Genomic DNA, 12,758 nt, shown 5'->3' with positions numbered 1-12,758 from the left:
ACACTTAGATAGTTCCCGACCGCAGACGCGTTGAGAGCAGACGCGCACTAGCACTCTGCGGCATTGTCGACATGCCAACCAAGGGCGCGTTCTATCCGCTGGTGTGCAGCCGACTCTAGACCGGCGATCACCTTGGCGTAGATCTGATGCAGGACGGCGACGGAGTGGCCGGCCCACTCCGCGCACTGCGTAGAGGGCACCCCAGCGGCCAGCCAGGTCGACACACAGCCGTGGCGAAGGTCGTAAGGACGCTTTGCCAGCGGAGAGGCGTACTCGTCGTCCGAGAACGCCGCCTTACGCGCCTTGTCCCAGACCCGGCCGACCGTGGACTCGGCCAGGTCTCCCCCAGTCAGATTCCGGAACAGCCGCCCGTCGGTCGTCGTGCCGAGCGTGGTCAGGTGCGTGTGCAGGATTGCCGTCAGCGGCGGTGGCGACGGCACTGTGCGGACCTCTCCCTTTCCCCTCTGATTGAGCTTCCTGCGGTCGCGGCGTTTCCCCGCCGTCCGTCCAGGCCGCGCCGGTGATCGGCGCGGTCTCCGACAACAACAGCTCGCCCCACCCCTCTTCGGGAAGGCGAGCACCAGATGACCGCCGGCGAGTCCGTGTTCCCGTACTGCTCAGCGCTGGTACCCGTCTGCCGTTCCATCGACGGCGGGATGCTGTGTGTCGATGCCCGGCCCGGTCAGCAGTACGGCTGCGTGATGAATTGGTACGCAAGCGAAGGCGCATACGCAGCCGAGTGGTGCAGCGTGACGCACATGCTCACCGACGTTGCCGAACGTCTCGGTGCAGGTGAAGCGGCCGCCGACAACAAGGGGATGTTGACCTGGAGCGCCGACCTCGGGTGAATCAGGCTGATCGGCACGGAGACGCCGTCTTGGCGTTCGAGCCGTGCACACCAGTTCGCGCGGCCGAGGCGACGGACTTGCTGAGCTGGCTGCTCAGTGGTGGGACGAAGATCCTGCTGCCGTCGCTCGCTTCCCGACACAATGGGCCCTCAGATTGTGGTCTGAGCTGGATGGTGAACCTGCCGGGTGGACGGGTCATAGCAGACCAGGTCGTATCGATCTGCCAGTTCAAGGATGAGCGGGCCTGCTTCGGCGGCCTGAGACAGGCCCATGCAGAGGATCACGCGGCGGTCCGTGGCGTCCGGGCTCATGTTCCACGGCGAGTCGTCGAGGTCGGTGAGATCCTCCAGCCGCGGATAGTGCGTGACCAGCTCCGCAGCGAATTCGAGGTGGCGAGTGGAAGGCGTCGTCGAGACCTTGTCACCGTTGGCCAGGCGATTGCAGATATCCGCGGCCTGTTCGGCGGTTACCGGGTTGGGCTCGGCCCACAGGTAGAGGTCATAGCTCACAGGATCAAGCCTTCTTTCTGCCCGCCTCAGTGATCGATGACCATCGTAGGCTCGCGTATCGCGGTCCGACGCAGCAGACCACGATGAGTATCCGCGTGTCCGGTGGCCAGCGGTGTCGCACCGGCGACGCGTCCGGATCCGGCTTCGGTGGCGGCTGTTCGCCAGGAACCCAGAGGCACGTCGGATACGGCTCGCACGGGTTCTGTGGCGTCTGGCCCTTCGCGGCCTGCGGCGCGAGAAGTCCGATGAGGACAAAGGCAGCAGCGACCGCGAGTCCACGAGTTACGCTCGACCTCAGCCTCACTACGCCCTCCTGCACGTCTCTGTGAGACAGGGCTCAGAAGGCCGGGGTTCAATGCGCCCGATGACCTCGGGATACATCCGGCGTGGTCAGAACGGCCTCCGGCAGTATGCGTACGGCTGAGTCATGACCTTGACTTTGCCGATCCGCCCACTGTGGTCCCGCACGAGAAACTCCCCGCACGGGCGATGAGCAGGTGGAACGACTACCCGCTGGTCCAGGGGCAGGCACATACCTATGACCCGGGCCCAGGTACTCAGTCCGCCATTGCCGTTCGGCTACCGTCCTCGGTGGACCGGCCGAGGGGCAAGGGACCGATCATCGGCTTCCTGCCCGTCGTGTACGCATCGGCGCCGGCGTTCCCGAGCTGCCCGAATCAATATGACCGGGCACCACGCACAACCGAAATGGCGACGTTGTTAGCGGAACAACACCCAATCCGGATCACGTGGCGGCTCAGCCCAGCTTCTTCAGCGCCTTGCGGGCCTCGGTCCTGACGTTGTAGACGTCATTGTCGTCCCAGGTGGACGGAGGATCGTCCAGCAGGGCCTGGATCCGGGGCTTCGCCTCCGCGTGGTTCAGTTTGGCCAGGGTCCGGACGGCCATGTGCGCGACCGAAGGATCGTCCAGCAGACCCATGGCCACCGCCGCGGCACGGTCGTCCTTGAGTTTCGGCAACGCGTTGACCAGCTCTGACCGGGCGGAGCCGTACTTCGGGTCCGCCACGAGGTCCAGGTACTCGTCGGCGACCGCGGGCTCGGCGAATCCGGCCAGGCCCAGGCCGATCGCCCAACGCAGGTCTTCCCGGTCGGACTCCGTGACCTTGTGCCCAGCCGCTCCGCGCAGCTCGGGCAGATCGCGGAACAGCCTGAGGAACAGCGGCCGGGCCTGCTTCTTGGCGAAGCCGAACGACAACGCCCGCACCAGCTCACCCACCAGTGGGAAGTAGTCCGTTCGGTCCAGCCACTCCACCAGGAGCGGCACCTGGGCCTTGTAGTCGAGCATCTTCCCGTTGAGCCGCAGCCGGTACAGGTGCTCGACCCGCAGGACGGGGAACCCGGCCTCCGTGAGGGAGGCGAGCAGGCCGCTCGCCTCCTCGCGGTACTGCGGCAGGGCCGGATCGTTCTTGACTTCGGCGATCCGGGCGGCCAGGAAGCCCGGGTCGCCGGCGATGCGGTCGACCACCTCGCGGTGGGACAGCCCCGCGGCGCCGGTCCAGTCCTCGAACGGCGCCGCGGGGTCCGCGGGCAAGTCGTAGTACTCCAGGATCGCCCGGGCGACCTCATCCGGGGACTGACGCACCGACTTGCCTCCCATCGTCAGATGACTTCGTGCAAGATGATCTTGCCTTGGTTGACCAGATCCTGCAGCGGACCGGACAGAACGGTACCCGGCTTGCCGTTCACCCGCTGACGCACGAACAGCTGCAGTTTGACCCCGCCCCTCGCGGCCTCGTCCATGTAGTCCTTCAGCTGCGTCGACAGGTACTGGTAGGCGACGTTCTTCGAGTCGCCGATGTAACTCGTCTTGCCGGCCGCGTCGCGGGTCAGGAAGTCCGGGATCCGGTCCCGATTGTTGATCTTGATCTTCAGGGTGTTCTTGGGCAGCCCCGTGATCGAAGCGATCTTCGCCTCGCCGGCCGCGCCGATGGCACAGACCTTCGCGCCGGAGTTGTGCACCAGCACCGGGACGCCGCCGACCACGACGTAGAACGTGTGGATGTCGTCGACCGTGAGGTTGTCGACGTCTTGGTGCGCGGTCCAGTGGTGGGTCGCCGTGACCGTGACCCAGTGGCCGTCGGGCTGCCGCAGCTTGTCCCGGACCCCGAGGTCCTTGGCCTCACGCCACCCCTTGCCGTCCACCCAGAACGGGTGGCCTTCGGTGGCCGTGACCGTGCCGCCGCCGGTGACCGTGATGTCGACCAGGTTCTTCTCACCCGAACCGGGGATGAGCTGGGTCACCGGCCGGCCCTCGGTCTGCCCGGTCGCCGGGTCGGTCGCCAGGACCACGTCACCGAGGCGGATGGCCCCGATCGCCTTGACCGAGCCGTCGGCCAGCAGCACCAGTGTGTCCGGGGTGAAACTGTTGGGACCACACGGGTTCTTCAGCCACTGGTAGACGTCCCGCAGCTTGCCGCCGAGCCTGTCGACCACCACGCGGCCGGCCGCGACCGCCTCGCGGAACCGGTGGAAGCCGCTGACCAGCTTGACGCCGGCGGAGAAGGCTTCGGGCAGCTTGAACGCGACCTTCAGCGCGCGGATCGGGCCGATCGCGTTGAGCGCGGTGAAGATGCAGCCGCCGATGTCGCCCTCGGTGAAGCACTTGCGGGCGTCCTCCCAGCCGATGATGTCGAGGATGACCTTGCCGCCGTTCTCCAGGATCCAGTCCAGGACCCCCTTGTCGGCGTCGCTCATCGCCTTGCGGTACTCGTCGACGGCCGCTTGGCCGCCCTCGAGCCGCAGCACGTCCTCGTCGTTGCCGGACAGGACCTCGTTGTCGTCGTCGGTGGCCGTGCCGGGCTGGCCGACGTTCGGGTTGTTGGCCTGGTCCTGCCTGCGCTGCTCATCCGCGGTGCGTTTCTGCTGGTCCTCGGCCAGCTTCTTGTCCGCGGCGATCTTCTGCGCCTTGGCCGCCTCGTCAGCCGCCTCGCCCGCCGACTTGTTCGCCGCCAGCGCCTCGGACCTGGCTGTCTCGGCCGACGCGGCCGCGTCGGCGGCGTAGTCGTTGGCCTTGCTGGCCGAGACCTGCGCCTGCGCGAGCGACTTCGCGGCCGAGTTGGCGGCCTGGTTGGCCTGCGCCGCGGCGGCCGCGGCTTGACGGGCCGACTCGGCCGCCTGGTCGGCCGACCGCTGCGCCGCGTCCGCCGAGTCCTTGGCCTGCTGGGCGAACTCGGCGGCCTTGGTGGCTTGCCTCTGGGCCTCGTTCGCGTACTCCTGCGCGTCGTCGGCCGCGGACCGGGCCCGTGCGGCGAACTCGTGCGCCTTGGCCGCGTTGGACCGGGCGGTCGCCGCCGACTGGCCGGCGTTCGACAGGTAGCCGTCGATCTCCGCGACGTGCACCGCGGTGTCGGCGTCGCGCTGCCGCGCCCGCGGGATTTCCACGTCGAGGATGCGCCGCAACCGGGACGCCGGGCCCTCCAGCGCGGCCTGCGCGACCGCGTTGACCTCGGGACACTTGTCGCCGCAGGCCATCACCGCACGGAATTCGTTGCGGTTGTCTTCGTCGCGGGCCACGTACTGGCCGGTGTCCAGGAACGCGCGCAGCGCGTCCACCTGGTTGGTGTCGATGGCCCGGCTGGCCTGGGTGCGGACGTTCGAGCCGTCCTTGGCCGCCAGCATGATCTGGCGGACCTCACTCAGCAGGTCGTCGAACTGGCCCGGGTAGGCGCGGGTGCGCAGGAACTCCTGGACGTGCGCATCGTCACCGCCCAGCGCGGTGATCGCGGCCTGCCGCTGCGGGATCTTCGCGGTGGTGTCCGCGATGGCGCCGACGCTGGCCCGGTCGTCGTTCGCGGCCGCGAGCTGCTGACCGGTCGCGACGAAGATCTTCACGTCCGGTTCGCCGCCGGACAGTGCCGCCTCGGCGGCGGCACGGGTCCACGGGCCGCCGGACTTGCCCAGCCGGGCGGCGGCCTTGCGGCCGTTCTCGATCACCTTGGCGGGTGAGGTGGCCGGGTCACGGGCCTCGGTCAGCAGCCGCTGCGCCTCGGCGTCCAGCTCGACCGCACGGCCGGCCTTCCACTCGGCCTTGGCCGCGGCCTCGTCCTCTTCGGCCTTGGCGTCCTGGGCCTCGGCGATCGCGGCCGCCTTCTCCTGGGCAAGCCGTTCGGCGTCGGCCTTGCGCGCGGTCTCGGCGATCCGGGTCGCCGTGTCCACCGCGTCCTGGGCCTCCTTGGCCGCCAAGTCGGCGTCGGCAGCGGCGGTTTCCGCTTTGGTCGCGGCCTGGTCGGCCTGCCACGCGGCGTTCGCGGCCTCGTCGGCCGCGTCGGCGGCGGCCCTGGCGTGCGCGGCGGCGGACGTGGCGGCGTCCCGGGCTTCGCGGGCGGCCTGGGCCGCCCCGGCGGCGATGTTCTTCGCCGCCGCCGAGGCCCTGTTGGCCTCGGCGGCGGCCCGGCGGGCGCGGTCCGCGGCGGCCTTGGCCTCGGCCACGTTCGCACCGGCCGCGAGCGCGGCCTGGTACGCCTGCCCGGCGGCGAAAGCGGCGGCGTCGGCGTTCGCGCCGGCACTGCCGGCCGCTGTCGCCGCGTTCCCGGCGGCAGTCGCGGCGTTGCCGGCCGCCTCGGAGGCCTTCGCGGCCGTCTCCGCCGCTTCGGCGACCTGACGTGCGGTGCGGGCCGCGTCCCGTGCGGCATCCGCCTTACCGTGGTCCAGGCCGGCCTGGACGGCGGCGTCCCGGGCCCGCGCGGCGGCCTGCCCGGCGGCGACCGCCGCGGCCGCGGCCTTGCTCGCCGCGTTGGCCGCGATGCGGGCCGCCTCGTTGGCCGTGGCGGCCGCGCTGATCGCGCTCTGCGCGGCCTCCGCGGCCCGGCGCGCGCCCTCGGCGGCCCGTCCGGCCGCCTGCGCGGCGCGGTCGGCATCGCCTTGTGCCGCATCGGTTTCCCGTTTGGCGCGCTCGGCCGCCTCCTTGGCCTTGGCGGCGGCCGCGATGGCGGCGTCGGCGGCGTCCTTGGCGGTTTGCGTCTGCAGCGCGGCCTGGTCACCGGCCTGCTTGGCCAGCTCGGCCAGCGACTTGACCGACAACACCTCCTGGTCGCGCTGGACCGCGACCTGGTAGCCCTGCCGGAGGAACTCGTGGATGTCCTCGATGGTGCCGTCGAGCGCACGCTGGGCGGCCTCCCACACCCGGGTGCCCCGGCCGGCAGCGGACATCAGCCTGCCGACCTGGATGGTGTCGTCGGCGTCCTGCGCGTCGTCCTTTCCGGTACTGAGGAACTTCAGCATCGTGTCGACGTTGTCGCTGTCGAGTGCGCGGCTGCCCTCGGTCCGGACGTTGCTGCCGACCGGGGCCGCGGCCATCACCTGGCCGACCTTGCCGCGGATGTCTTCCTTCCATGGCGCCTGCCAGCCACCGGCGAGGAACTGCCGCTTGGCGTCGGTGTTCCCGTCGAGCGCGGCGGTCGCCGCGGTGCGCGTGTTCGCACCGCCCAGCAACATGAACCGGCCGATCTCGTTCCAGAGATCGTTGTCCTGCACCGCGGCCAGGTCGGCGGTGAGGAACCGGTGCACGTCCTCATCGGTCCCGGTGAGCGCGGCTTCGGCCGCCGCCTCCACGCCTGCTCCACCGGTCTTCCACAGCTGCACCACCTGCGCGCGCTCGCTGGGCTGGTCCGCGGCCGGTGCGGCGGCCGCGACCGGCGGTACGGCCAACCCCTCGACCAGTCCGGCGGCCAGCGCCACGGCAAGTGTTGCTGCGACAGGTGTTCTGAGCGCGCGCGAAAGCCGCCACTTCCCCCTCATTGGCCAATGCCCCCTAATAGCTCAACCGATGTAAGCCGTTTGTCAAGAAAGACCGTTTGCACGTTAGCGGCAAACACGGGCGGCGCGGAAGCCCGTTCACCCCAGGCCGAGTTCTCGTTCAGCGGCCTGCCCTCGGCCGGGACGATCACTCGTTGACGGCGGCGGCCTCGGCGTTTACTGTGCGATCAGCAGGCTGTCAGCCTGCCGGGGGTTTCACTAGGGGGAGATTCGAATGGCCAAGCCGTTCCTCGTGCTGGCTGCTGCCACCGCGGTGCTCATCGCGACCCTGCCGACGGCCGCCTCGGCGATGGCCGGGACCGCACCGGCGACGCAGGCCGCCGACGACGAACCTCCGTCGCTCGTCGAGGACTACAGCTACCCCGGTGCGGACCGGATTCTGGCCGAGCAGGGCTTCAAGCTGATCACCGGTGACGGCCACATGCTGCTGGTCGACTGCCCGTCGACGCCCGGCAACGACGGGTTCATCCGGGTGCGCCGCAACCTCAAGCCGATCGCCTGCTTCAAGGTCCCGGCCGGCCAGTCCGGCAGGCTGACCATGGAGATCCCCGAGGTGACGTTCATCAAGGGTGACGACCACACCGTGAAGGCGACGCTCGCGGGCCAGAGCACCGCGATCGACATCTCGAAGAACGAGTGGACGCCCATTCCCGGGGACAAGGGCAGCACGCTGGTCACCCTCGTCGCCACTCCCTGAGTCCGGCCTCGGACCGGAAGACCGGGTCTTCGTCGTTCAGACGGGGCGGAGGACGAAGTCGTACGTGAGAGTCCGGTACGGCTGGTCCAGACCACGAGCTTGGTGGTCATCGTGGCGGGTGGTCGTCTTGACCGCCTCAGCCGGGACCGTTCCTTCGATCGTGCTTTCGACGAGCGGGTCGCCGTCGAAGTAGATCTGGGTGGTCAATGGCAAGCAGCCCTCCGCGGTCACGATCGAATGGATGTGCCGGGGGCGGGTGCCCTCCAGGCGCAAGGCTTGCGTCAACGTCGCGAGAGGGCTCTCCGCAGGGATGCCGAAGGTCTCGAGGCCGGGCATCACCGTGCGGAATTCGTAATGGCCGTCGCTGTCGGCGATGATTCTTGCGCGGAGGTTGTCGGGCGGAATTCCGGTGGCGTCGTTGGGGATGTTCAGGGGCGCGAAATCACTGGTGTCCATCCCGGAATAGACGTTGTTCGCGTCGATCTGCCAGATCTCCAGCGCCGCGCCGGGCAATGGACTTCCTGTGGTGGTGCGGACCGTTCCGGACACGATGAGCGGCTCGCCGGGCTCGTCGGGCCGCATCGGCAGCACCGCGGGGCTTTGGCGGACCGGTGCTCCGGGACGGTGGGCGGGCCCCTCCATCTCCCAGTGGCTCACGCCGTCCTTTTCCGGGTGGGCGTAGGGTGCCCCCGCGGTTCCTTTGAGGACCGTCTTGTAGAACAGGATGCTCGCCGATGGCAGCTCGCCGGCGTCCGCCACCTGCTGGAGCCAGTCGATGGCGGCGAGCAGTTCGTCGAGCGTGACCTGGTGCTTGAGGATGACGTCGTCGACCGCACGGCGCAGGTCGGCGAACACGACCCGCAGGCGTCCCCCCGTTTCTTCCACGGGTTCAGTTCCGGACCGTCTTGAGGGCGCCGGCCCAGGATTCGAGCTGGTCGAACAGGATCGTGGCCGCCTGGTCGTGCGCGGGCGCGGGGGTGAACGTCGTGTGGTTGCGGAAGTCGTTCACCAGGGAGAACGACAGCTGCTGGCGGACGTGGGCGAGCTGCAGTTCGCTGCAGATCGCGCGCAGGTGCTCGATCGCCCGGGCGCCGCCCAGTGAACCGTAGGAGACGAAGGCCGCGGCCTTGTTGTTCCATTCGCGGTAGAGGTAGTCGATGGAGTTCTTCAGCACCGCGGACGTCGAGTGGTTGTACTCGGGGGTGACGAAGACGAAGCCGTCGAACCGGGCGATCGTCGCGGCCCAGGCTTTCGTGTGTTCGCCGGCGTACTTGCCGGCGCTGGCCGGGATCGGCTCGTCCAGGTGCGGCAGCGGGTGGTCGAGCAGGTCGACCAGCTCGTAGTCGGCGCCGGCGCGCTCCTTGGCCCGGGTCAGGACCCAGTCGGCCACGGCTGCGCCGTTGCGGCCGGGGCGGGTGCTGCCGAGGACGATCGCGAGCTTCAGGTCGCTCATGGGGTGGCCTCCGAATTAGTGGGACTTGAATCTTCAAGTCAAGCTAGTCGCTCTGGCTTGAAGTTTCAAGTGTGGCCGGTCCGCAAGTACACTCCCCCGCATGCCTGCTCCGAAGGACCCCGAGCCCCGCTGGCTCACCGACGACCAGCTGGCGGCGTGGCGCGGGTTCGTGCGACTCCTGCAGCGCCTGCCCGCGGCACTGGAAACGCAGCTCCAGCAGGACTCGAAGCTCAGCCTGCTCGAGTACCACGTCCTGGCGCACCTGTCCGACCAGCCCGGGCGCCGCCTGCGGATGAGCGAGCTCGCCTCCCTGGCCACCACGGAGCTGTCCCGGCTCTCCCACCTCATCGGCCGGCTGGAGAACCGCGGCTTCGTCCGCCGCGAGCCGGATCCCGAAAACGGGCGCTACACGCTGGCCGTGCTGACCGAGGCGGGCCACGCCCACCTCGTCAGCGCGGCGCCCGCGCACGTGGCGCAGGTCCTCACCCTGTTCGTCGACGTCCTCACCCCGCACGAGCTGCGGACCCTGCACCGGATCTCCGCGAAGGTGCTCGACCGCGTCGAGAGCGGGCCGGCGGCGGAGCGGCTCAGCTCCTGACGGGTTCGAGCAGGACCAGCGGGACCTCGCGGTTGCCCGTCTCGATGCTCCGGACGCGCAGGTCGGCGAAGAACGGGTAGAGCTCGTCGGCGTAGGCCAGCCAGCTGTCCCGCTCGGCGCCTTCCGTGACGCGGGCGGTCATCAGCCGGCGGTCGGGTCCGTCCTGCAGCTGGACCGTCGGGTGCGCCACCAGGTTGTGGAACCAGCTCGGGTTGCGAGCCTGGCCTCCGGCCGCGGCGCCGACGGCGTAGACGCCGCCCCGCTCGATGCGCATCAGCGCGACCTTGCGCAGCCTGCCCGAACGGGCGCCCCGCATGGTCAGCACGACGACGGGTTCGCCCGCCATCGTCGCGCCTTCGCGGCCGTCGGTGCGCTCGTAGAGCTCGACCTGGTCACGGGTCGCGGGGTCAGCGCTCGGGGCGTACTCGCCGTCGAGCAGATCCTTTGTCACGTCGGGGTTTTCCTTTCACTTCGATGGTACGTGGATGACGGTCTTGCCGATGGTCCGGCCGCTCTCGGCGAGCGTGTGCGCCGTCTTCATCGTCTCGGCGGTCAGGCCCTCGAGCGTGGTGGTGACGATCGGGCGCAGACGGCCCGCCGTGACGGCGTCCGCCACCCGGGCCAGGATCCGGCCCTGCTCGGCGACGTCGCCACCGGCCGTGATCCTGCTGAACACCGTTTCGCTGTGCAGCGACAACGACTTCCCGATCAGGGCGCCCGGGTCGAACGGGCCGGCGAGGTCGATGGCGGCCAGGTGACCGAAGGGCCGCAGCACCTCGACGAGCGCGCCCAGGTGATCACGGGTGCCCGAGGTGGAGAACACCAGGTCGACGTGGTCGATCCCGGCGGCGCGCAGCTGTCCGGCCAGGTCGCCGCGGTGATCGATGACCAGGTCGGCGCCCATTTCGGCGGCCCACTTCCGCGACTCGGGCCGCGAGGCCGTGCTGATCACGAACGCCGGCGTCGCGGCCTTGAGCAGCTGCGTGGCCAGCGACCCGACGCCGCCCGCACCCCCGATCACGAGCACGCGGCCGACACCGGGCGGCAAGGTGTCCTGGTCGCGGAACAGCGACTCCCACGCGGTGAGGACGCCGATGGGCAGCGACGCCGCGTCGGTGAACGCGAGCCGGTCCGGGATCCCGGCGACGACCCGGTGGTCGATCGCGACGCGTTCGGCCCAGCCGCCGTCGCGGGTGATGTCGCCGGTGCCCATCACCCGGTCCCCCACCGCGAAGCCGACGGCCGCGGGTCCGACCGCGGCGACGACGCCGGCGAACTCCCAGCCGAGGACGACCCGGCCGCCGGGTTCGGCGCTGCGGGTCCGGCGGATCGCGGCTTCACCCGGGTTGATGCCGATCGCGCGGACCTCGACCAGCAGGTCACCGTCGCGCAGCCGAGGTTCGCCGACTTCGGTCAGCTCGATGGCGAACGCGTCGAGGGGATGTGCTTTTTCGTAGGTGAGCGCCTTCACGGCTTCAGTCCTGCTTCAGGGCGTGCAGGGCCGAGAGCGGACCGCCGATCTGCATCAGGCGGCCGCCCTCGCGCAGCGTCCCGGCGTCGACCGGGGCGAAGCCGATTTCGTCGGCGACTTCGTGGAACGCGGCTTTGGCCACGGCGTCGTCACCGGCGTAGAAGAGCAGCTGCCGCCCTTGCGGGTGCCGGGGATCGGCCGCGATGAATTTCGCGTAGAGGGTGTTGAACGCCTTGACCACGTGCGCGCCCGGCGCCCGGCTCGCGACGAACTCGCTCGCCGTCTCCACACCCGGATCGGCGAGGGCCGGCAACGTCGAACCCAGGTTGTTGGTGGTGTCGACCAGGATGCGGCCGTCCCACGCGGGCAGCCCGGCCAGTGCGTCGCCCACCTGCGGCCAGCGCACCGCGAGGAAGACCACGTCGGCCGCGGCGGCCTCCTCGACCGTGGCCGCGCTCGCGAGCGGGCCCAGGCGGGTCACCACGTCGAGCAGCGTGTCCGGGCCGCGGCTGTTGCTGAGGACGACCTTGTGTCCGGCCGCCACGAGGTGGCCGGCGATGGCCTGCGCGACCGTCCCGCCGCCGATGGTTCCGAAGTTCACGACCAGCCCCTCCCGGTTTTGATGACGTCTGACATCAAAAGCAATGATGGCCACCGTCATCATTGTCTGTCAAGCTCCGCCGTGGACACTCGTTTTGATGATGCGTATCATCACCAGGTGGCGGTGGGCCCGCCAGGGAAGGTGGTCGACGTGCCCCGCATCACGCAGGAGCAGAAGCAGCTCAACCGCGAGAAGATCGTCAGCGCGGCCGGCGAAGGGTTCCGGCTGCGCGGCATCGACGGCATCGGCCTCGAAGAGGTGATGAAGGCGGCCGGCATGACGCACGGCGGGTTCTACAACCACTTCGCCTCGAAGGACGACCTCGCCCTCGAAGTCCTGCACCAAGGCTTCACCGACTCGCTCGCCGCACTCGACGCCATCCGCGCGGCACACCCGCGCTCGGCGCGTGCGGCCCTGCACGACATGGTCGACGGTTACGTCAACGCCGAGCACCGCGACCACCCCGAGGACGGCTGCGCCTCGGCGGCCCTCGTCACCGACGCCGGCCGTCACGGCACGGCTGCCCAGGCCGAATACCGGCGGGGGCTCGACGGCTACTTCGCCAAGATCACGGACATGCTGCTCGACCGCGCGCGCCAGTCCGGCACCGAGCTCACGCCCGCGGAAGCCCGCGAACGCGCGGTGGCGTTGTTCAGCCAGATGGTCGGGGCGCTGACCCTGTCCCGGGCCGTCGCCGAAGCCGCGCCGGCGCTGTCGAACGAAATCCTGGCGGTCAACCGGAAGCAGCTCAAGAAGTACTGAGAGCTGCGCCTTTCGCGGGGAAGTGGACAAAACCATGACACTCA

The 12,758-nt window shown here is 69.8% G+C and carries 12 protein-coding genes and 1 pseudogene; 4 read left to right on the top strand and 9 right to left on the bottom strand.

Annotation, left to right across the window (positions count from 1 at the left end; genetic code table 11):
- Window positions 1–47 precede the first annotated feature (47 nt).
- A pseudogene (locus ABZX11_RS15095) lies at window positions 48–576 on the bottom strand (integrase); the annotation flags it as partial.
- A gap of 8 nt (window positions 577–584) precedes the next feature.
- Between ABZX11_RS15095 and ABZX11_RS15090 the strand changes: the two are divergent.
- Window positions 585–848 (top strand): hypothetical protein, encoded by a 264-nt coding sequence (locus tag ABZX11_RS15090; protein ID WP_354913509.1) that lies wholly within the window; start codon window positions 585–587, stop codon window positions 846–848.
- Between the two features lie 149 nt (window positions 849–997).
- On the opposite strand, the gene ABZX11_RS15085 is transcribed toward ABZX11_RS15090, so the two are convergent.
- From ABZX11_RS15085 to ABZX11_RS15075, 3 genes are all read right to left on the bottom strand, one after another.
- The gene (locus ABZX11_RS15085) at window positions 998–1,357 is read right to left on the bottom strand and encodes a hypothetical protein (RefSeq protein ID WP_354913362.1); all 360 of its coding nucleotides are present in this window, start codon (window positions 1,355–1,357) and stop codon (window positions 998–1,000) included.
- 757 nt (window positions 1,358–2,114) lie between these two features.
- Entirely contained in the window at window positions 2,115–2,960 is an 846-nt protein-coding gene (locus tag ABZX11_RS15080) for a hypothetical protein (protein ID WP_354913360.1), read from the bottom strand.
- 17 nt (window positions 2,961–2,977) lie between these two features.
- Window positions 2,978–7,054 carry a polymorphic toxin-type HINT domain-containing protein gene (locus tag ABZX11_RS15075; protein WP_354913358.1) on the bottom strand — a complete coding sequence of 1,359 codons (4,077 nt, stop codon included), beginning with the start codon at window positions 7,052–7,054 and terminating at the stop codon, window positions 2,978–2,980.
- Between the two features lie 292 nt (window positions 7,055–7,346).
- Between ABZX11_RS15075 and ABZX11_RS15070 the strand changes: the two genes are divergently transcribed.
- The gene (locus ABZX11_RS15070; protein ID WP_176171430.1) at window positions 7,347–7,829 is read left to right on the top strand and encodes a hypothetical protein; all 483 of its coding nucleotides are present in this window, start codon (window positions 7,347–7,349) and stop codon (window positions 7,827–7,829) included.
- 36 nt (window positions 7,830–7,865) lie between these two features.
- Here the strand turns inward: ABZX11_RS15070 and ABZX11_RS15065 are convergent, their stop codons facing one another.
- Window positions 7,866–8,684, bottom strand: a complete 819-nt coding sequence (locus ABZX11_RS15065) for a catechol 1,2-dioxygenase (RefSeq protein WP_354913356.1) — start codon at window positions 8,682–8,684, stop codon at window positions 7,866–7,868.
- A 34-nt stretch (window positions 8,685–8,718) separates the two neighbouring features.
- The gene (locus ABZX11_RS15060) at window positions 8,719–9,282 is read right to left on the bottom strand and encodes an NAD(P)H-dependent oxidoreductase (protein WP_354913354.1); all 564 of its coding nucleotides are present in this window, start codon (window positions 9,280–9,282) and stop codon (window positions 8,719–8,721) included.
- A gap of 100 nt (window positions 9,283–9,382) precedes the next feature.
- Here ABZX11_RS15060 and ABZX11_RS15055 point away from each other — a divergent pair, with 100 nt between their 5' ends.
- Complete coding sequence (locus tag ABZX11_RS15055) at window positions 9,383–9,880, top strand: MarR family transcriptional regulator (protein WP_354913352.1); 498 nt, start codon at window positions 9,383–9,385, stop codon at window positions 9,878–9,880.
- On the opposite strand, the gene ABZX11_RS15050 is transcribed toward ABZX11_RS15055, so the two are convergent.
- Genes ABZX11_RS15050 through ABZX11_RS15040 form a run of 3 tightly spaced genes read right to left on the bottom strand, consistent with a single transcriptional unit; the run spans window position 9,870 to window position 11,952 of the window.
- Window positions 9,870–10,331 carry a nitroreductase/quinone reductase family protein gene (locus ABZX11_RS15050; protein ID WP_354913350.1) on the bottom strand — a complete coding sequence of 154 codons (462 nt, stop codon included), beginning with the start codon at window positions 10,329–10,331 and terminating at the stop codon, window positions 9,870–9,872. The two genes, ABZX11_RS15055 and ABZX11_RS15050, sit on opposite strands and share 11 nt — an antisense overlap.
- A gap of 15 nt (window positions 10,332–10,346) precedes the next feature.
- Window positions 10,347–11,351, bottom strand: a complete 1,005-nt coding sequence (locus tag ABZX11_RS15045) for a zinc-binding alcohol dehydrogenase family protein (protein WP_354913348.1) — start codon at window positions 11,349–11,351, stop codon at window positions 10,347–10,349.
- A 4-nt stretch (window positions 11,352–11,355) separates the two neighbouring features.
- A complete protein-coding gene (locus tag ABZX11_RS15040) occupies window positions 11,356–11,952 on the bottom strand; it encodes an NAD(P)-binding domain-containing protein (RefSeq protein ID WP_354913346.1) in 597 nt (198 codons plus the stop codon).
- Window positions 11,953–12,102: 150 nt separating this feature from the next.
- Here ABZX11_RS15040 and ABZX11_RS15035 point away from each other — a divergent pair, with 150 nt between their 5' ends.
- On the top strand, window positions 12,103–12,714 hold the full coding sequence (locus tag ABZX11_RS15035) for a TetR/AcrR family transcriptional regulator (protein WP_354913344.1): 612 nt from the start codon (window positions 12,103–12,105) through the stop codon (window positions 12,712–12,714).
- The last annotated feature ends 44 nt before the right edge of the window (window positions 12,715–12,758 follow it).

It is taken from the genome of Amycolatopsis sp. NPDC004169 (genome assembly GCF_040610315.1).
GTDB lineage: Bacteria > Actinomycetota > Actinomycetes > Mycobacteriales > Pseudonocardiaceae > Amycolatopsis.
The sequence above is the reverse complement of the archived record's forward strand: the minus strand, read 5'-3'. Positions and strand labels throughout refer to the sequence as shown.

Coding starts and splice junctions, on each gene's coding strand:
- ABZX11_RS15055 (WP_354913352.1), top strand. CDS start 9,383: ATGCCTGCTCCGAAGGACCCCGAGCCCCGCTGGCTCACCGACGACCAG.
- ABZX11_RS15060 (WP_354913354.1), bottom strand. CDS start 9,282: ATGAGCGACCTGAAGCTCGCGATCGTCCTCGGCAGCACCCGCCCCGGC.
- ABZX11_RS15090 (WP_354913509.1), top strand. CDS start 585: ATGACCGCCGGCGAGTCCGTGTTCCCGTACTGCTCAGCGCTGGTACCC.
- ABZX11_RS15070 (WP_176171430.1), top strand. CDS start 7,347: ATGGCCAAGCCGTTCCTCGTGCTGGCTGCTGCCACCGCGGTGCTCATC.